The 20,331-nt window shown below is 49.9% G+C and carries 16 protein-coding genes; 13 read left to right on the top strand and 3 right to left on the bottom strand.

Annotation, left to right across the window (positions count from 1 at the left end):
- The first annotated feature begins 106 nt into the window (after window positions 1-106).
- Window positions 107-1,822, top strand: a complete 1,716-nt coding sequence (locus tag QTL79_RS15340; RefSeq protein ID WP_346355842.1) for a DUF3329 domain-containing protein — start codon at window positions 107-109, stop codon at window positions 1,820-1,822.
- A 30-nt stretch (window positions 1,823-1,852) separates the two neighbouring features.
- A complete protein-coding gene (locus QTL79_RS15345; RefSeq protein ID WP_346355843.1) occupies window positions 1,853-2,557 on the top strand; it encodes a 2-phosphosulfolactate phosphatase in 705 nt (234 codons plus the stop codon).
- A gap of 42 nt (window positions 2,558-2,599) precedes the next feature.
- Here the strand turns inward: QTL79_RS15345 and map are convergent, their stop codons facing one another.
- Complete coding sequence (map, locus tag QTL79_RS15350) at window positions 2,600-3,397, bottom strand: type I methionyl aminopeptidase (RefSeq protein ID WP_346355844.1); 798 nt, start codon at window positions 3,395-3,397, stop codon at window positions 2,600-2,602.
- A 114-nt stretch (window positions 3,398-3,511) separates the two neighbouring features.
- Window positions 3,512-5,032: a glutamate/gamma-aminobutyrate family transporter YjeM gene (gene yjeM, locus QTL79_RS15355; RefSeq protein ID WP_346355845.1), complete on the bottom strand. Its 1,521-nt coding sequence runs from the start codon at window positions 5,030-5,032 to the stop codon at window positions 3,512-3,514.
- Window positions 5,033-5,626: 594 nt separating this feature from the next.
- On the opposite strand from yjeM, the gene dcuS reads away from it, so the two are divergent.
- From dcuS to QTL79_RS15410, 11 genes are all read left to right on the top strand, one after another.
- Window positions 5,627-7,255, top strand: coding sequence for a DcuS/MalK family sensor histidine kinase (gene dcuS, locus QTL79_RS15360; protein ID WP_346355846.1), 1,629 nt, complete (start codon window positions 5,627-5,629; stop codon window positions 7,253-7,255).
- Window positions 7,248-7,943 (top strand): response regulator, encoded by a 696-nt coding sequence (locus tag QTL79_RS15365; RefSeq protein WP_346355847.1) that lies wholly within the window; start codon window positions 7,248-7,250, stop codon window positions 7,941-7,943. The genes dcuS and QTL79_RS15365 overlap by 8 nt, the downstream gene beginning before the upstream one ends.
- Before the next feature lie 80 nt (window positions 7,944-8,023).
- The gene (locus QTL79_RS15370) at window positions 8,024-9,610 is read left to right on the top strand and encodes an ATP-binding protein (protein ID WP_346355848.1); all 1,587 of its coding nucleotides are present in this window, start codon (window positions 8,024-8,026) and stop codon (window positions 9,608-9,610) included.
- Between the two features lie 73 nt (window positions 9,611-9,683).
- A complete protein-coding gene (locus tag QTL79_RS15375; RefSeq protein WP_346355849.1) occupies window positions 9,684-10,493 on the top strand; it encodes a DUF4931 domain-containing protein in 810 nt (269 codons plus the stop codon).
- Window positions 10,494-10,679: 186 nt separating this feature from the next.
- On the top strand, window positions 10,680-12,863 hold the full coding sequence (locus tag QTL79_RS15380; protein ID WP_346355850.1) for an ATP-binding protein: 2,184 nt from the start codon (window positions 10,680-10,682) through the stop codon (window positions 12,861-12,863).
- A gap of 22 nt (window positions 12,864-12,885) precedes the next feature.
- Window positions 12,886-13,563 (top strand): GNAT family N-acetyltransferase, encoded by a 678-nt coding sequence (locus QTL79_RS15385; RefSeq protein ID WP_346355851.1) that lies wholly within the window; start codon window positions 12,886-12,888, stop codon window positions 13,561-13,563.
- A 96-nt stretch (window positions 13,564-13,659) separates the two neighbouring features.
- Window positions 13,660-15,219, top strand: a complete 1,560-nt coding sequence (locus tag QTL79_RS15390; RefSeq protein ID WP_346355852.1) for a sensor domain-containing diguanylate cyclase — start codon at window positions 13,660-13,662, stop codon at window positions 15,217-15,219.
- Between the two features lie 53 nt (window positions 15,220-15,272).
- Entirely contained in the window at window positions 15,273-15,935 is a 663-nt protein-coding gene (locus QTL79_RS15395; RefSeq protein WP_346355853.1) for a glucosaminidase domain-containing protein, read from the top strand.
- Between the two features lie 188 nt (window positions 15,936-16,123).
- On the top strand, window positions 16,124-17,725 hold the full coding sequence (locus tag QTL79_RS15400; RefSeq protein WP_346355854.1) for a sigma-54 interaction domain-containing protein: 1,602 nt from the start codon (window positions 16,124-16,126) through the stop codon (window positions 17,723-17,725).
- A gap of 236 nt (window positions 17,726-17,961) precedes the next feature.
- On the top strand, window positions 17,962-19,350 hold the full coding sequence (locus QTL79_RS15405; RefSeq protein ID WP_346355855.1) for a tryptophanase: 1,389 nt from the start codon (window positions 17,962-17,964) through the stop codon (window positions 19,348-19,350).
- A gap of 194 nt (window positions 19,351-19,544) precedes the next feature.
- Window positions 19,545-19,925 carry a RidA family protein gene (locus tag QTL79_RS15410; RefSeq protein WP_346355856.1) on the top strand — a complete coding sequence of 127 codons (381 nt, stop codon included), beginning with the start codon at window positions 19,545-19,547 and terminating at the stop codon, window positions 19,923-19,925.
- A gap of 56 nt (window positions 19,926-19,981) precedes the next feature.
- Here the strand turns inward: QTL79_RS15410 and QTL79_RS15415 are convergent, their stop codons facing one another.
- Window positions 19,982-20,305, bottom strand: coding sequence for a hypothetical protein (locus QTL79_RS15415; protein ID WP_346355857.1), 324 nt, complete (start codon window positions 20,303-20,305; stop codon window positions 19,982-19,984).
- Window positions 20,306-20,331 lie beyond the last annotated feature (26 nt).

The raw sequence follows: 20,331 nt of genomic DNA on the forward strand, positions 1-20,331 counted from the left end.
TGTCTCTCAAAAGAGACGGGTTTTTCTTTGCCCAGAGCTTGATTGACGCAAAATAACGGGAGTGATAAAATTATATTTCGAGTATACGATGGGGGATGAAGAGATAGTGAGTATCGATAAAGGATCCGAAGAGGTTCAACCTTTGACAAAGGAAAACTGGTTTGCCTGGGGCATGCTTGGGGCAGTATTTGCCTATATGCTGACCCTGAACATATGGATGCCGCTACATCGCGATGATTATGAGTATGCGTTGATCTGGGGCACGCTTGATAAGATTGCGAGTTGGTCGGATGTCTATCAGTCGCTGCAGCTGCATTATCTGACGCATGGAGGCCGGATGGTCGCTTTTGCCGTTTTAGACAGTTTTCTGCTGCTCGGGAAACAATGGTTCAATCCGCTCAACGCGTTTTTGTTTGTCGCACTGATTGTTTTAGTTTACTGGCATTCGCAGCGAACGCTGACCAATCGCTTCAACCCGTATATTTTGGGTCTGATCACCTTGTTTTGCTGGTTGTGCTTTCCGCAATTCGGTTCCGTCAACATCTGGATGACGGGCGCGTGCGTATATTTGCTGACGGCAGTCTTGATTTTTTCTTTTTTATTGCCGTATCATCTGGCGTTTTGGAAAAGGTCGCCGCTGCAGGATACTTGGCTGAATGCGGTGCTCTTTTTTCCGGCTGGCATTATCGCGGGCTGGACGGTCGAAAATACGGCGGTGACGATGATTTTTGCGGTGCTTTGTTTGATATGGGATGCTTATCGAAAAAAATACCTTGAAAAGTGGATGTGCTCCGGTTTTGCAGGGGCTGTCCTTGGCGGTGCGCTATTGACAGGCGCTCCGGGCAACTATGTTCGCTACGCCGAACAAAGCGCCAAACCGATCGTACACGTTACGAATATCCTTGCCGCTAGCGGTGAAATGCTGCTTTATATGCTGCCGCTTGTTCTATTCGGCGTTTTGCTGTGGCGCGCCGTTCGCGTGGAATATGCCGTGACGCATCAGGGCCTGCAAATGCCAAAACCGATGCTTGCCGGTCGTGGTGTTGCCGCCGCATTAAACTGGTCGGTGATTGCGCTTATCGTGATATCCTATTGTAACGGCAAATTTCTTTCGCTTTGGTTGGGTCAGCTTTTATTCAATAAAGTGGCGGTGCCGCTGGGGATTGCTACCGGCCATTTGCAGGTGCAGCTTTCGAATACATTGGCAGGCCTGGAGGAAATGGCTTTGTACCTGCTTGTGATAACGCAGATATATAAACAGCTCGCGAAAAAAATGACGCTGCGCAAATGCGACGTCAAAGGTTTGGAGCCAAAGGTCGGCTGGCGAAAACTGGCGGCGGTATACCCGGAAGTCGGTGCGGCTGCTCTGGCTCTCTCTTTGGCGCTGCTAAACAATTTCGTTATGATCGGGTCGCCGCGTTTTCCGGGGCGCGCGACATTCGGCACGGTGGTGTTCTGCATCATTGGCGTGATGGCGCTCTTATCCGTAGCGCAGGTCAAAGAACGTTTTCTTGGCGCTGCAAGTAAAAAATATGCAGCAGCAGCGCTCATCGGATTGCTGCTTTTGCCGCTGGCGACAGTAACGCTGCAGCAGTATGCGATTGTCGACCGGGTGGATCAGGAGCGAATTGTCTATATCCGGCAAATGGTGCAACAAGGCAAAACCGATTTGGAACTGAGTCCCGTGCCAATTACGAATCGGGCGCTGCTCCATGTTTATTATATTGAATGGAACAATCCGGTATCTAAGTATGGCCTCTGCCGCTATTATGGCTTAAAAGATGTAAAAGTGATTGATCAGAATGGTTCGTTAGCGAAATAAGCAAGAACGAGTTGGAAAGGAAAGAATCGCATGAAAATTGATGTTGCATTATTGCCTGGTACTGTCAAAGAAAGAGAGCTAACGTCTACGGTCTGCATCGTGCTCGATATATTCCGCGCGACGTCTTCGATTGTCACCGCGCTTACCAATGGGTGCGCAGCGATTTTACCCGCCCTTTCGGTCGAACACGCGCAAGAGCTGGCGAAACAAAGCGGTGCGACGTTGTTTGCCGGTGAGCGAAAGTCGATACGGATCGAAGGGTATGATTTCGGCAATTCGCCTTTGGAATTTTCGTCCGCGAAGGTGAAGGGCAAGCAGATCGTGATGACGACGACGAACGGTACAAGCGCGATCAAATCGACGGAAGGCGCGTATCGCACGTTGATCGGTTCGTTTTTGAATGCGGCCGCCGTTTGCGCCGACGCCGCTGCAAGCGGCAAGGATATCCTGATCGTTTGCGCCGGAACGGACGGTCTGTTTTCGCTCGAAGACAGCCTGTGCGCGGGTCTGCTGACGGAAAAGCTGGCGGCATTGGCCGAAACGGAACTGACCGATGCGGCGCAGGGCGTACTCTTGATGTATCGGGCAGCGCAAGCGAACTTGGTGGCGAGCGCGGTGACCAGCCGCAACGGCAAGCGCCTGCAGGATCTCGACCTGATGGACGATGTCCGGTACTGCCTGCGGCAAGATGCGTTGACAGTTGTTCCCTGCTATGCGCAGGGAGTAATACGTTAAAAAAAGAGAGGCTGTCTCAGTTGAGACAGCCTCTTGTTCTCTTTATTCATCTTGTGCGGTCAGAATCAGGGGGCCTTCTTCTGTGATCGCCAGGGTATGTTCATATTGTGCGGAGCGGCTGCCGTCGACAGTGCGCGCGGTCCAGCCGTTCTGATCCATCTTACACTGCCAGGCGCCGACGTTGACCATCGGCTCGATCGTGATGACCATGCCGGCCTTCAGTTTTGCGCCCTTACCCGGTGCGCCAAAATGCGGTACGGCCGGGTCTTCGTGCAGGTCGCGTCCGAGACCGTGACCGGTGAAGTCGCGCACGACCGAGTAGCCTTCTGCTTCGACGTAAGTTTGGATCGCGTGACCGATATCGCCGATGCGATTGCCGACAACGGCTTTTTCGATGCCTTTATACAGCGCCGTCTTTGTGATCTCAAAGAGGCGTTTGGTTTCGGAGGAAGCGGTGCCGACCGCGTAACTCCAAGCCGAATCAGCCAGTGCGCCGTTCAGGTTCACGACCATATCGATTGTCACGATATCGCCGTTGCGCAACGGCTTCTTGCTTGGAAAGCCATGGCAGATCTCATCGTTGACGGAAGCGCAGGTTGCGTAGGGGTAGCCGTGATAGCCTTTTTGCTCAGGCGTTGCGCCATGTTTGCTCAGATAGCTTTCGACGAAGGCGTCGATCGCCAACGTGGTGATGCCCGGACGGATCAACTGCGCTATTTCCTTATGGCAATCGGCCAGCAGTTTTCCGGCCTCCTGCATCAATTTAATTTCCCGTTCACTCTTTAAGATGATCATGAAAAACAGTACCTCGATTTCTATAAAAATCCATCTGACTTTCATTATAGCACCGATCGGCGAACAATATGGCGACGCTTTTAAAAAAATCCTAAGGCGGCTTAACGCAAGAAAAAGTCCGTGCCGACAAAACGTGCGACACGGACGGAAAAAATAGTCTTAAGCAATGTTTTCGCTGTCGGAAGAATTCGCTTTGCCCTGGCGTCCATAGAGGACGAGCGCAATGATTGAAAAGACGGCCGGACCGGCGATCATCCAGATCGTGTCGTCGATTTCGCCGTTCATCGCCGGTTCGATAATCGTGAAGAAATTAGCGAAACCGACGGTCAGCGTCACGATGACGCTCGCGATCAAGGCGCTGCGGTAGCTTTTGAAGACTTCAAACGGTTTGTGGATTTCCTGTTTCTTTTTAAAGGAAGCGAAGGCGCCGGAGAGGAACATGTACGGGAGCGTCATCGCGACATTGGTCATCAACACTAACTTATTAAAGAACTTCGAAGCGCCTTCGCCGCCGAAGGTAATCATCAGGATAAAGGCGATGATAATGCCGCACTGCGCCCACATCGCATTTGCCGGCATGCCGGTCGTCTTGTGCAGGAGCGTCAGTTTTTTCGGCCACAATTGGGCGGGCGTTCCTTCGATCATCTGCTTGAGCGGTGCATAGCAGAGCGTGAAGAAAGCGCCGCTTAGGCAGAGGAACATGGAAAGGCCGACGAAACGAGCCATCCAGATGCCGAGGAGAAGCGAAGTCGGCTCAGCGGCGCCGAAGCTGTGGCCAAGCTGATAACCGAGGTTTTTCATCAGGACATAAGCGACATTGCCCATATGGACGTTTTTCGCAGACAGTACGTCAGCCCAGTTGGTGAACAGGCCGCAGAGGAATACGCCAAGCGAGTAAGCGATGGAGATGATGAAAGCGGAAATGGCGACGCCGCGCGGGAAGGTTTTTTCCGCTTTTTCCGTTTGGTCGACCAGACCGCCGACGGCCTCAATGCCGCCGTAAGCAAAGAGGGCAAAAACGAGGAAGGAAAGAATGGAAAGACCGGATTGATATTTGGGGTTCGGGGCATGGAAGAATCCGTTGCCCGCATCACTGAGTACCGGTTCGGCGAAATGACCGCCGTTTGCCAGCAGTACCGCGGCAGCGCCAATCAGCAATACAATGTTGAGCAGCGCGACAAAGGTGCCGCCGATCGAAGTGACCTTTGTGATGTTCTTTAAACCTTTATTGGCAATATAAGTGACGCTTAGAATCCAGCAGATGCCGAGAATGCCTAAGACCTGCGTTGATTTTAAGCCCATGACGCCCCAACTGGCTGTAATGTCGGAACCGAACAGCGCGTTAGAGAATGGAATCCAGATCGCGGAACAGATATTGACCATCCAAACGACATAAGAAGCATACCACATAAAAGTACCAATAAATGCATATTTAGGGCCGACGGATTTTTCCATCCAGGAATAGATGCCGCCGCGTTCGTTTTTAAAAGCGGCGCCGTATTCGGCCATCATGAAGGCGAACGGCAAAAAGAAAGTGAACGCCGACAAGATATACCAGGGAATTGCGGCGTAACCCATCAGATAAAAGGAACGCGGCATGTTGGCAAAGCCGAAGACGGAAGTGAAAATCATAAGGACGAGTGGGACCAGGGTCAGTTTGTTCTGTGTTTGTTCAGACATAGTTTACCTCCTGTAGTTTATAGTAGTTATGATTACTATAAGTATTATATGTAACAAAAATGTTGTTCGCAATAGTGCGAAAATTAATGCGGAGGCGAGAAAAGAAGCGGCTTTGAATAACTATAAGACGTGCTAAAAGTGCGGCATCCTGTGGTAAATAATAGTTGTCCTGTTAAAAAGTACAAATCAAAGCAAAAGGCGTGGCGAATTGTAAGGAAAGGATTTAAAAAAGCGAGCGTGCAGGATGGAGGTTGCTGAAAAAAATAACAGATATTCTGCTTGAAGGTATGCGGCAGGCAAAGTATTATGAGAAAAGGAATTTTTGAATGTCTCGTGGTGGTGGAAAAAGTCCGCGGAAAATGAAGTGCAGTTCAAAGTGTAATCCTGACAGGCGTAAAAAAGGAGTGAAAGCAGAGAAACAGAGGGCTGCGCCATTTTATAGCGCGAAAAAAGGAAATCTTATTTACGTAAAAATACGTACAATTAAATTTATATGCGCCATAAAAACGTTTGCTTTTTGTGCACGACTGAGCTTGCACAGCGCAAAGTGATACAGTATGATGCAAATAGTGGATGGTTCGAAGGAGTAAAGACGTGAAGAAGAGTTTGGATTTGCAAAGCAAGATTATTTTGCTGGGCTGTAGCGTGGTGGCGATTGCGCTATTGGTTTGCAATCTCCTGGTGTCCCAACTTGTGGCGGATGAAAAGGAAAACGATCTGTGGCGGCAGACGGTCAGCGTCGCACGGATGGTTGCCAAAGCGCCGGTCGTGGTGCAAAGTTTGAGCCACAGCGACGATGATGGCGAGATACAGGCCTATGCCAGTCAAAGCATGGTGGACACGAATGTCCAGTTCATTACGGTGTTTGATATGGAAGGGAAGCGGCGTTCGCATCCGAATCCCGAACTGATCGGTCAGCGCATTGCCGGTGGTGATGAAAAAGAGTCCCTTCTCGGCAAAGAATATCGTTCGATCGCGCAGGGAACGCTCGGTTATTCGCTGCGCGCGTTTACGCCGGTCATCGACGCGGAGGGACGGCAGATCGGCGTTGTGTTGGTCGGACTTTTGATGGACGATGTGAAGGTGGCGACGCGGCGAATGCAGGTGCTGCTCTTGGTGGCCAGCCTGCTTGGTCTGGCGGTCGGCATTACCGGCGCTGTGATGCTGGCGCGCAATATCAAAAAGACGCTGTTCGGTTTGGAACCGGAAGAAATCGCGTCGATGCTGGAAGAGCGCAACGGAATTTTGCAATCGGTGCGGGAAGGCATCATTGCAATCGGTAGCGACGGGCGGATCACATTGATCAATGAAGAGGCCAAGCGTCTTTTGAGTCTCTATGGCGTCGCAGGTGAACCGGTCGGTCAGCCGGTCAATCGTTTCGTGCCGAATAGCCGTTTGCTGGAAGTGGTGCGGACCGGGATGACGGAATTGAATCAGGAGCAGGATTTTTGCGGCGTTTCGGTGTTGACGAACCGGGTGCCGTTATTGGTAGAGGGAAAGATTGTCGGAGCGATCGCTTCCTTTAAAGACAAGACGGAAATCAACCAATTGGCGGAAGAATTGACCGGCGTACGTGAATATATGGAAGCGCTGCGCTCGCAGTCGCATGAATTTATGAACCAGTTCCATGTCGTCTTGGGCTTGGTTCGATTGGAGAGTTACGAGCTATTGGCGGACTATGTCAACAAAGTGGTCAAAGAGCATCGTACGGAAGTCGACTTTGTCAGACGCCGGATTAAGGATACGGTGATGGCGGGCTTCATTCTCAGCAAGCTGAGTGCGGCGCGCGAGAAAGACGTCGTGATGCGCTTGGCGGAGGAGAGCTGGCTGCCGAAATTAAAGCCGGACACGGTGGTGCATGAGTTGGTGACGATTATCGGCAATCTGCTGGAAAATGCGTTTGACGCCGTAAAGGACGCCGCCGAAAAGGAAGTTGAACTGAGCATTCGCCTGGTGGAAGATGGCTTAAGCATCCTGGTGCGCGACACCGGAACGGGAATCCCTTTTGAGCTGGGGGCGGCGATTTTTCAGCGCGGCGTTTCTGGAAAAGGACCGGAGCGGGGCATCGGTCTTTATTTGGTGAAACGAAGTCTGGAACGTTTGCATGGCGTGCTCGATTATGACAGTGCTCCGGAAGACGGCACGGAATTTAGAATCATCATTCCGTATGAGGACGCGCCGGGCATAAGCGGGCCGGAAAGTAAGGGGGAAGTAAATGATTAAGGTGTTAATTGTAGAAGATGATCCGATGGTTGCCGAGCTGAACCGGCGTTATCTGGAACGTGTGCCCGGTTTTGCGGCGGCGGGACTGGTGAAAACCGGCGGTGATGCGCTGGTCTTTCTTGAACGGCAGCCGGTTGATCTGATCTTGCTCGATATTTTTATGCCCGGGATGAATGGTTTGGATTTATTGGCTGCGATTCGCGGCAAAGGCTATAAGGTGGATGTCATTTTAGTGACAGCGGCCAGTGACCAGGACAGCATCGAAGCGGCGCTGCGCAGCGGCGCGGTGGATTATATGATCAAGCCGTTTGAGTACAGCCGTTTTCAAGCGGCGCTGGAAGCTTATAAAAAGAGGCGTAAATTGATGAACAGTCAGCAGCGTCTCGATCAGCAGGAACTGGACGAATATGTTTTGCAGCGGCGCAGCGCTGTCGGTGATATGACGCTGCCGAAAGGCCTGGATCGCAATACGCTGCGACGGATCTGGGCGAAAATTTCTCAAAACGAAAGCGAATTTACCGCTGACGGCATGGCCGCGGAAGTCGGAATTTCACTGGGCTCGATGCGCAAGTATCTGAAATATCTGCAGCAGTTGGAGCTTCTCGCGGCGCAGGTCGGCTACGGCAGTGTGGGGCGCCCGGTATATCGTTATCACCGTCTGGCGGGAAACTCCGACGTCGATCTCTAAGAGGGGATAAGGCAGGGAAATGAAAGGCTGTACCGAAAGATATCAGTAGATGTTTTTCGCCGTAAAGGAGGGGAAGCAAAGTGGAGACAAGAATTTTCTGGAGCGTGTTGCTGCTTGCGTTTGGCACAGTCGCGGCCAGTATTGGCTTTGTTTGGCTTTCCCGCCGTCGTATGATGCAGTCGCTTACAGAAATTAACGCTGCGGCTAAAGCCATGGCCTGCGGAGAACTGGAGCGACGGATCGATACGACTTGCAGCCCGGAGCTGGCAGAAGTGGCGCAAAGTCTCAATGCGATGGCGGAAAGTCTCGCGCTTGCCGGCAAAGAACGGGACGCTGCCAGTGAAGCGCTGCTGTTGGCGTATCGTGAAATGGAAGAGAACAATCGGACGCTGGAACAGGAAATATTTGCGCATATGCACGCGGAGCGGTCGATGACGGAATCGAAGGATAAATTTGCTACGGCCTTTCGCTGCAGCGCCGATGTGATCGGTATTGTTCGGGCGACGGATATGAGCAATCTTGAACTGAGCGATGCTTTTTTTGAAAAGTTCGGTTATGAAGAAAGTGAAGTGTTTGGGCGCTCGTCGGCAGAATTCGGCCTATGGCTGCATCCGCGCGAGCGGGCCGAATATTGGCGGCAACTGTTTGACAAGAAGATGGTGCGCGATCTGGAGGCGCATTGGCGGACGAAGAGCGGTGAAGTGCGGATCGGTACGATGGCGGGCGATTTGATTGAACTGGGCGGCAACCGTTGCGTGCTGTTTACCTGGCATGACATCACGGAGCGAAAAAAAGCGGAAGATGATTTGCGTGAGGCCAATGAACAACTGGAGCGTAAAGTGAATCTGCGTACGCAAGAACTGCTGGGGAAAAATGAAGAGCTGGCGCAATTGCTGGAAGAACTGCGCCGTACGCAGGAGTTTCTCCTGCAGTCGGAAAAAATGGTGGCCATGACGAATATGGTGGTCGGCGTTTCACATGAACTCAATACGCCGCTCGGCGTGGCGATCACGCTGGCTTCGCATTTGGAAGAAAGCGCGAAACAGCTGCAACGCTGCGCGCAACAGGAAAGGATGCGTAAATCAGAAGTGCTGCGTCTGATTCTAGAGGAACAAGAGGCGGCGCAAATGCTGCTGAAAAATCTCAATCGTTTGGCGCGCTTGATCGGAACGTTCAAGCAGGTGTCGGTCGATCAGATGAAGGAGATGCGGCGTCCGTTTAATTTGCGCTTGCATCTGGCGGAGATCCTGCAAAACATGGCGCCGCTTTTGCATAAAGGCAGGCATCAGGTGACGGTGGAATGTGCGGAAGAAGAAGAAATGGATGGCTTTCCAACCGCTTTTTCACAGGTCATCGTAAATTTGATCAACAATTCGATTTTACATGCCTACGAAGCGGAACAGGTTGGGCATATCGAAATTCGCGTACGACGTGAAAAGAAGCGACTCGATGTGATATATCAAGACGATGGTAAAGGCGTCAGTGAAGAGGTGCTGGGCAAGATGTTCAATCCCTTTTTCACGACGCGGCGCGGGCAAGGTGCGCTTGGCCTTGGCCTTTGCATCGTCTACAATCTTGTCACGCAACAGTTTGGCGGTACGATCGAATGTTGGAGCCAGCCGGGTGAGGGCATGAAAATCAGGATGAGTTTTCCTGATGCGATATAGTGCATGAATGCGGCGATTTTGATATGATAGGGAATGTATACGATGCATTGTTGCAAAGAAATAGGTGATTGGAATGAAGGATAGAAAAATGACACATCTGCGCTTCGATTATGACATTGGGCGATTCAAACCCGTGACCGTGGTGGAGCGCGGCTTTCATTGCCCGTTTTGCGGCCGGGAGCAGCTGGAAAATATTTTGGCGCAAGAGGGTTCGATTGTTTGGCTGAAGAACAAATTCCCGGTGCTTGAAGATACGCTGCAAACGGTGCTGATCGAAACGGAGGATTGCCAAAGCGAACTGTCTGTTTATAATAAAGAACATTTGCACCGCGTGATCCGGTTTGGCGTGGAGAAATGGCAGGAACTGGTGCGAAGCGGCGAATATTCATCGGTGCTGTTTTTTAAGAATCACGGTCCTTATTCCGGCGGTACGATTCGTCACCCGCATATGCAGATCATCGGTTTGAAACATTTGGACTATGTGCCGAAAATACCGCAGGAAAGTTTTAGCGGCGATGTGATTGTCAAGGAAGCAGGCATCGAGCTGAATCTGGCTACGTTGCCTAAAATCGGTTTTATCGAGTGCAACATCCGTTTGCGCGATCCGGCGAAAATTGATGTGATGGCGGATTACATCCAGGCGGTGGCGCATTATCTTTTGCATCATTTCCATAAGAATTGCAACAGCTATAATATCTTTTTTTATCACCTGGAAGAGGAAATCGCAGTCAAACTGGTGCCTCGTTTCGTAACGTCGCCGCTTTTTATCGGCTATTCCATACCTCAAATTTCGAGCAGGGGCGCGGAAGTGGTGCGTGAAATCCAGTTGCTGTATTTTGCGGAAGGCGGCGCTGCGTTGCGGGCAGAGGGGAAAAGTTCATAGAAAAGAGGCGCCGTACTTGTTGAGTCGGCGCCTTTTATATAATGGGAAGGAATTATTATCCATAAACTTGTTAGAAAAATGGTATTTTTTTGTTATAATGAAGAAGAGTTTTGTCCTTTATGAAAAAGGAGGCGGCTGCAAAGCAAGTGTTTGGCTAGAAGAGGTGGGGAGTCTGGAGATGACGATATGTTGTTAAATGAACGGTCCGTACGCACGACCTTGATTGCCTGGGTGCTATTGGCAAGCGCTTTATTTTTTATGGCGGGCGCTTTGTATACATATAAGGTGGTTCGTGAACAGGTATATCAGGAGTTTACCCTGCAGTCGAAAGAAGCGATCAATCACATACATGCCCGAATTAAAGAGGGGATCACGGAGCCGGCGTTTGCTGACGTTAGGCAGATGGCGTTTGATTATCGAACCTATCAGCTGATGCAAGGCATCGGCTCGGATGCGATTAGCGAAAAGTCGACGCTTGCGCCGCTTTTGTATCAGCCGCTGGATGCGTTTGTAAGAGCGCACAAACATACGCTTGGCGTCGGCGTTGGTACGCAAGAGGGCGGTTATTTTGAATACCCTCGTTTCTTTGCCGAACGCGGCTATGATCCGCGCGGTCGTTTTTGGTACAAGGAAGCGCTGCAGCAACCGGGACAGCCTTATATTACGAATCCATACGTTCGGGCGACAGGCGAGTTGACGGTCGCGGTGGCGCAGGCGGTGGAACAGGAAGGGCGAATCGCCGGTGTGGTCGTGTTCGGCTGGAACATTCAGGAATTGGCTAAAGAAGTGGAAAAAATGAAGATCGGCTCGAGCGGCTATATTACGGTACTCAGTCGTGATGATAGGATCGTTATTTATCCGCAGCATACGGATTGGTTGATGCTGACGCCGCAGGAGATCGGCGTGACGGATTTAGCGAACCTAAATGAGGACAGCAAAGAATTCAAGTTGGTGCGCGTTGAAGACAAATGGGAATTGATGTGGGGCGTCGTGGACGAAAAAACAGGTTGGAAAGTCATCGCATTGCTTGAAGCGGTTGAGATTGAAGCGCAGGTGATGCGCTTGCTATGGCCCATTCTGGCCTTGTACTGCCTGACGCTGCTGTCGGCGTTGGCGCTGATCTTTGTCCTTGTCGAACGCCAAGTGATTGCGCCGATCCATCAACTAAAGCAGGGGGCGTTAAAAATCGCAGCGGGTATGTTGACGGCCAGGGTGAATATTTCTGCAAGAAATGAATTTGGCATGCTGGCTGCCACCTTCAATGAAATGGCCGGACAACTACAAAATAATTTTACGGCGATTAAAGAGGCCAACCAGGAACTGTTCAAGCGGGAGCGTGAATTCAAAACGCTGGTTGAAAATGCGCAGGATATTATCTTGCGCCTAGATAAAGAATGGAAGGTTGTCTATGTGAATCCGGCCATTGAGCCGTATGCGTCGCTGACGGCGCCGGAACTTGCTGGACGGCAGCTGGACGCGCGCGACGTGCCGGAACCGTTTTGGCAGGCGGTGAATGAGATTCTGGTGGAAGAGGAGTGCGGTCCGAAAACGAAGCGGCATCCGCTCGAATTTGAGATGATGCTTCGCGATGGCGCGGTCGTCTATTTTCAAGCCGATATCATTCCGGAGTATGCAGATGATGGACAGATCGAAACGGTTCTTTCGATCATTCGTAATGTGACGCAGCAGAAAATAATGGAAAAGCAGCTGCTGCGTTTGGATCGCCTCAATACGATCGGCGAAATGGCTGCCGGTATCGCGCACGAAGTGCGCAATCCGATGACGACTGTGCGCGGCTTTTTACAGATGATGTCGCAAAAAGAAGCGGATGCGAAAAATGTTTCCTTTTATGAGCTGATGATTGAGGAATTGGATCGGGCGAACGGCATCATTTCCGAATTTTTGTCATTGGCGAAGAATAGGCCGGTCAGTTTGGAACGGCGCAACATCAACGACATTATCAGGGCAATTACGCCGCTACTGCAGGCGGATGCTGCGGTCGCGGACAAGTCGATCGAATTGCAGCTAGGAGAGGTTTCGGAGATGCTGCTCGATGAAAAAGAAATTCGCCAACTGGTTATCAATATGGCGCGCAATGGCCTCGAAGCGATGCAGAGCAAAGGGATATTGAAAATCAAGACCTACCGGGAGAAGGACGAGATTGTATTGGCGATCCGGGATGAAGGGGAAGGGATTTCACAGGAAATCCTCGATAACATAGGGATTCCATTCTATACAACAAAAGCCAACGGCACAGGCCTCGGCCTGGCTGTTTGCTATAGCATCGCGGCGCGGCATCGTGCTAAAATCAATGTGGAAACGGGCAAAGAGGGAACGGTGTTTCAAATTCGATTTTGTCTGGATGATTGAGAGAGCGGAAGGGAGCAGCAAAGTGGGGGAGAGAACAAGCTTGGAAGAAGCGGGCTATCAATGGCGGTTTTTGGGTGAGGAACATTTGCCGCAGGTCATGCGGCTGCAGCATCTGGCGGCAAAAGAAACAGAAGTGGCCGGCATGTTTCACCCGATGCCGGAAGACTATGTCATGAATCAACTGAAGACGGGGCGAAACGGCATTGGTGTATTTCAGGCAGGGGAGCTGGTCTGCCTGCATTTGATTTCTTTTCCGCGACGGCAGGAGGAGAATTTTGGCAAGGATGTAGGATTAGTGGGCGAGGAACTTAAGAATGTCGCTCATATGGGGGCCGTGGCGATTCATCCCGCACACCGCGGCAAAGGATTGCATCGGGAAGTGGGCGATTGTCATCTGCGTCTGATTAAGCGCAGCGGCTGCCACCACGTATGCGCTACGGCATCGCCTTACAATTATCCGAGTCTGCGCTTTTTGACGACGCGCGGTTTTCGCATTCGCGAGATGCGGGAAAAATACCAGGGACAGTTGCGCTGTATATTGCATTTAGCGCTGCAAGAGGTCGTACCGGAGTGGAAAATGACGCAAGAGGTGGACAGTCGCGACATAGTGAAGCAAAAACAATTGCTGGAAGAAGGTTGGCAGGGATGCGGCGTGGAGCGGACGGCCGAGGGCTTTTCTCTCCGGTTCGTTAAAGAATGAAGGCGAGAGCGCACACGCAGCAGGAGTTTTCCTAGGGCATCCAGTATTATTATATAAGAGCGATGTAACGGTTCTGAAAATTGGAGGGACTAACAGATGGACAAGGATGTCGATATGCTGCAAAAAAATGCTGCACTTCAAGCGGAAATGACGGTCTTAAAGCGAAAACTTGAAGAAACAGAGGCGGAGCTTGCCCGTCAAATGGAGCGGCAACAGCGCTTGGGCGATATAACGGACAATTATTTGATGCTGCATTATTTAAATAAGAATATACAAGAATGCCGGACATCACAAAAAGTATGGGAAACCTATCTGCATAATATCGGTGAACGTGGCTTTCGTTATGCGAATGCCAGCGTCCTGCTGCCGGATAAGCGCGGCGAGTTTCAGGTCAAGCTAAAGCTTGATGAAAAACAGGTGAGTGTGACGAAAGAACCGATTGGCGAGGAATTTCTGCAGGAACATATCCGGCAAGCGATTGTTCGCAAGGTGGTGCGCTTGTCGGCGGACAATCTGCGCGTTGCCATTCCGATGGTTAATAATCGAGGCACAATCTTGGCTCTCTTGTGTGCGGAAAAAGAACGCGGCATTTTTTTTGAGGACATTCAGCTGCTTGAAGTGTATGTGCAGCAGACGGTAGCAACGATCGAAAACATTATTCTCAACGAACGTTTGACGCATTATCAGGAACTGCTCGGCAAGCAAATGGATCAATTTGTCATGCTGCATTATATTGCCCAGGAAATAAACGGCGCCAACGATTACTTCGATTTGCTGGAGCGTTATTTGAAAACGCTTTGTTCCAAGATGGGTTTCAATTTTGTGAGCGGTTTTATGTATGTGCTTGACGACGGACAGGTCCAGCGGGCCAGTCTGGATGACGATAAACTGTTGCTGAGTGAAATGGCGGAAGTCGACAATGAGCTGGCGCGTTTAGCCTTGCAGGATAAACGGACGGTGCTCGATGAAGCGCGTTGCCAGCTGGCAATGCCGCTCAACTTGTTCGGTAAAGTCAACGCGGTGGTTCTGGTGATGAACGAAACAGCAATCCCGCCCGATCAGGTGCAGGTGCTCGAAACGTTTGCGATTCAAACGTCGGCTACGTTGGAAAATACACGCTTGAACATGAATCTTGAGTATTTGAGCCAGCATGATCCATTGACGAAATTGCATAATCGATTCTTTTTTGAAAAAGAAATTCGCCGTGTCGAGGCGGAACAGTTATTTCCGGCCGGCCTTATCATTTGCGATATTGACGGCTTGAAAATGGTCAATGACAACCTGGGGCATGATGCAGGCGATCGCCTCTTATGCGAAGCGGCGCGTCTGATTGAAAACGCCGTGCCGGATTGTGTGGTCTCTCGGATCGGCGGCGATGAATTTGCTGTGATTGCGCTGTTTGCTATAACAGCTGAAGTAAAGGCGGCTTTGCAAAGCATCCAGGAAGCGCTGCTGCACTACAATCAGGCATCGCCCAAAGTGCCGCTATGGATATCGTTGGGTTGGGCGGCCAGTGAGCAGCCGATCGCGATGGCGGAATTAATCAAAGAAGCTGACCGACGAATGTATGAAGATAAAATGACGCATGGCGAAGAACGGCGCGGTGACGTGCTGCAGGCTGTTCGCCGCATCCAGGGTCGAAAAACGCTTGTTTAAGCGGGTATGCGTTTTGAAAAAGAAGAAGGATCTTAGATAAAGGAATGGTTGTAATGAAAAAATATATTGTTAGCGCTGTGATTGCGGTAAGTATCGTGACGGGGCTAGCTTCTCAAGCGTCAGCAGAAAAAGTGGTGACGGCAAAAACGAGCGAAACGCCAAAACGTACACGGCAACTTGACCGAATGGTTTTTCGGCAGATGGTGTATAGCGATATCTCGATCCAAGGCAATGCGGTAGCCAGTTTGGAACAGTGCATCCGTTACCTGCGCAAGCAAAACCCGACGCCGTATTTGGAATGTACGATTCGTGAGCTGGTGGAAATTTACTATGAAGAAGGTGCAAAAGAAGGGATTCGTCCGGATTTGGCGTTTGCACAGGCTCTTTGGGAAACGGGGCATTTTCGCTATGGCGGTGATGTCGTGCCCTTTCAGAACAATTATTGCGGCTTAGGCACGACCGGCGGCGGAGCTAAAGGCGCTTGGTTTCCCACGCCTCGCATCGGCGTGCGTGCGCAGATTCAGCATTTGATGGCGTATGCGACAACGGAAGCACCGGTCAATGAAATTGTCGATCCGCGATATGAACTGCTACGCGCTTCGGACCGCTTCGGCAAAAATAAACGCTGGACCGATCTCAACGGTAAGTGGGCCGTTCCGGGAAACAGCTATGGACAAAATATCCTGATGATTCATGCGCGCATTCTTGAATCATAGCGGAATCGATAGCATAAAAAACACCTCTTTATCTGGTAACGTCATTGCGAAATGATGTTAGCATAATAAGAAGGTGTTTTTCTATAGTTTTGAAAAGTGAAAGCAGTCTGTTGAAAAGAGCTACAATTGCTAATTACTTCGATTGTTTTGACGCTATCATAAAAGGATCGGGAAGGCGGGGAAAACGCATGCAAGAATATGTCATTCGAATTGATTTTATCGATTGTTTGGGCCTTGGGTATGAGATCTTTAAAATTACGGAAAAAAACGGCATTGATAAAATAGCGATGGAGGTTATTCCGGGCCTTGGTATGGTCATTAAGTTTCGCTGCCCGCTGGAAAGCCTGGTTAAGAAATTCGTGGAAGAATTAAGAGCGGTGGCAGGGATTACGGCCGTTCGCTTTTTGGAGCAGATGCCATATGAGGATCGGGAATATAAATTGCGAACGATCTTGAATTCGGTGAGCGAAGGGATCATTGCGGTGGATGAAAAGGGTGATGTCACCCATATTAATGACGTTGCCTGCAATATCTTTCACTGTGACGCAAGTAAGGTCGTTGGTTTTGCGGCAGAGGCGCTTTTGGACGACTCTGCTTCCCAGATCGATACGCTGCATACGGGCAAGAGTTATAAACTGCAGGAACATCGAATTAAAAATGGTGAAAGAAAGATCCATGTATTGATCAGCTGCATCCCGGTTAAAAGTGATCACGGACAAATTATCGGAGCCGTATACACCGTTCAAGATTTTCACAAAGTGAAAAAAGTCATCGCGCAGGTGGATGAGAAAAAGCGCCTGACGACGTTTGAGGATATCATTTGCCAAAGCCAACAGATGACCGAGCTGATTGCATCGGCGCGCACCGTTTCAAAAAGCAGCTCTACCGTTTTGTTACGCGGCGAAAGCGGGACGGGCAAAGAATTGTTTGCTCGCGCCATTCATGCGGATAGCCATAGATGCAAAGCCCCCTTTATCGCGATCAACTGCACTGCGCTGTCGGAAAATCTCTTAGAAAGCGAATTGTTCGGCTACGAGGAGGGCTCTTTTACCGGTGCGGTTAAGGGCGGGAAAAAAGGGCTGTTTGAACAGGCGCATGGCGGAACTTTGTTTTTGGATGAAATCGGTGAGATATCGCATAAGCTGCAGGTCCGTTTGCTGCGCGTATTGCAGGAAGGGGTAATCCGGCGCGTTGGAGGAGAGGATGAAATTTCGGTTGATGTGCGGATTGTTGCTGCTACGCATCGTAACTTGGAAAAAATGATGCGTGCGGGAGAATTCAGGGAAGACTTGTATTATCGCTTAAATGTGATTCCGCTTACCATTTTTCCTTTGCGCGAGCGCCGCGCAGACATCCCTCTCCTGGCGCAACATTTGATTCGTAAAATTTGCAAAAAGTTGGCTAAGCCGGAAGTCCATTTATCGCATGGCAGTGTGGAATTCCTGATGAAGCAGGAATGGCCCGGCAATGTAAGGCAACTGGAAAATATGTTGGAACGCTTGATTAATCTGGTGGATACGCCGGAAATCAGCGTGCAGCATCTTCGCTTATGGGGCGATGTGGCAAACGGCACAAGAGCGGCGGATGCGCCCGTGTCAGACAATAAGCGGATACAGGTTGAAATTCCAAATGACGGTAAATGGCCGCAGCTCAAGGAAATCGTGGCGGATGTGGAGAAAAAAGTGATTCAGCAAGTTTTGGAGAAATATCCTTCTTCCCGAATGGCCGGACAAGCGCTTGGCGTCTCGAACACGACGATATTGAACAAGATGAAGATATACGAGCTTTAAAGGTGCATTTGCCGCTTTGCTTCTACTCACGTAGGTTGCTTTTAAAGGCAAGAAGTGATAACTTTTCTTGTTGATTGATAAGAAAAATTGGCAAGGAAAGTTATCAGAAGCGTTTGCAAGCGCCTTGCTGCAAGGTTTCTCTGGTTGGCATGAGAATTGCTATAGTAAAAAGCAAGAATACTCATACGAATTAAAGTGAAGATGCACTTTAAAAAAATGTAACGGAGGAAATCAGCATGGCAATCGAGTATGTAGCAGAACCGTTTCGAATCAAAATGGTGGAAACGATCAAAATCCTAAGCGCGGAGGAAAGAGCGCAAAAAATTAAAGAGGCGAATTATAACTTGTTCAACCTTGCGGGAGAAGACGTCTATATCGATCTTCTGACGGATTCCGGTACGAATGCGATGTCTGATAATATGTGGGCCGGCGTAATGAAAGGAGACGAATCGTATGCGGGATCGTCGAGTTACTATAAATTAGTGGAAGCCGGCAAAGACATTTTCAATTATGGCTATATCCAGCCGGTTCATCAGGGGCGTGCGGCGGAAAAAGTTCTGTTCGGCACGATGCTCTCGGAAGGCAAGGTCGCGATTTCCAACATGTTCTTCGACACCACAAGAGCGCATGTGGAACTTTGCGGCGCGCGCGCCATCGATTGTGTGGTCGAGGAAGCGAAAGATCCTGCTAAACGGGTGCCGTTCAAAGGCAACATGAATGTTGAAAAGATGGAAAAAATTATTCTTGAACAGGGTCCTGAAAAAGTCGGCCTGGTCGTTATGACCATCACAAACAACTCTGCTGGCGGTCAGCCTGTATCAGTAAAGAATATTCGCGACGTAGCGGCTGTTTGTAAAAAATATAATATTCCGTTGAATATTGATGCTGCTCGCTATGCTGAAAATGCATACTTTATTAAGCAAAGGGAAGAAGAATTCAAAAACAAATCCATTAAAGAGATCATCAGAGCCGTCTTCGACTGCGCAGACATGTTCACCATGTCCGCCAAAAAAGACACGCTAGTGAACATGGGCGGGCTGATTGGCGTCAAAGATGCAAATTCGCCGTTAATCCTGCCGATTAAAGCACGCTGCATCTCCTATGAAGGTTTCACAACCTATGGCGGCCTTTCAGGGCGCGATTTAGAAGCGTTGGCGATTGGTCTGTACGAAGGACTAAACGAAGACTTCTTGAAATATCGTATCGGTCAGATGGAGTATCTGGCGGCGCGCTTGGATGATGCAGGCATCACCTATCAATCTCCGGTCGGAGGCCATGGCGTATTCGTCGATGCCAAAGCGATGTTTCCTCAAATACCATACTATGAATTTCCCGCTCAGGTCTTAGCTATTGAACTTTACAAAGAAGCAGGCATTCGTACTTGCGATATCGGTTCCTACATGTTAGGAAATGATCCGGATAGCAAAGAACAGCTGCAGGCTGATTTCGAGTTTACACGCTTTGCGATTCCGCGCCGTGTATATACGCAAGCGCATGTTGACATTATGGCGAATGCTTTGATTAACATCAAAGAAAGAGCGCATGAAATCAAACGCGGCTATAAAATCACATGGGAGCCGCCAATCCTTCGTCACTTCCAAGCTTCGCTTGCACCCATTGAATAATTGCATTATGGTTGACTGGCGGAGCTGCTGTTGATAAACTAAGAAGGTGGCGTTGCCTGCGAAACCATGAACCGGATATGTTTGTCTGGAGTGGATTTCCTTTATCGAAATGCGGGCAGTGGCTTTTGTTGCTGCCCGCTTTTGTCGTTAGCTTCGCTGACATGAAGTTCAAGCAGAGAATTGGAGGAATGAACATGAACAAGAAATGTATCGTTACCACAGGAGCGCCTTCCGCTATCGGGCCTTATTCGCAAGGCGTGCGCACTGGCAATATGGTGTTTGCTTCCGGTCAATTGCCGCTCAATCCGGCGACGGGTGAACTGGTTGCCGATATCAAGGCTGCAACGAAGCAATCGCTGGAAAATGTGAAGGCGATCCTCGAAGCAGGCGGCGCATCGATGGCTGGCGTTATTAAGACAACCGTCTTTTTGCGCGACATGAATGATTTTGTCGCAATGAACGAAGTATATGCGACGTATTTTCCGGAAAATCCTCCGGCACGTGCTGCGGTTCAAGTCGCCCGTTTGCCGAAGGATGCGATCGTGGAAATCGAAGCGATTGCGATTGCTGAATAATAGCAGCGTGAATGCGAAAAAGCCGCCAATTTGGCGGCTTTTTTATGTTCGATTGATTATTCGGCGTCTTTACGGAATTGACGGGCTGCTGCGAATTTTTCCGCGAGTGTTGCCGGGGCAGACCAGACTGATTTAAAGAGTTCGGCTGTTTTAAACGTACTGCTCCACTGGAATGCGCCTTCGGCGCTGTAACAGGCAAAGACGAGCGGTTGCGTAAGACTTGACGGCACTCTGCCCTCGGTGTCGCTAAGCAGACCATATTCACTGTCTTCGTCGATTTCAGCAAACAGGGCGGTCAGGTTGTCTTCCACTTCAACTTCTTCAAAATCCAGATCTTCAAAAAAATCCAGAATCTCATTATGAATATCATTTTCTTTCATGCAATCATCTCCATTCATTTTAAAAT

It is taken from the genome of Azotosporobacter soli (assembly GCF_030542965.1).
Taxonomy (GTDB): domain Bacteria; phylum Bacillota; class Negativicutes; order SG130; family SG130; genus Azotosporobacter; species Azotosporobacter soli.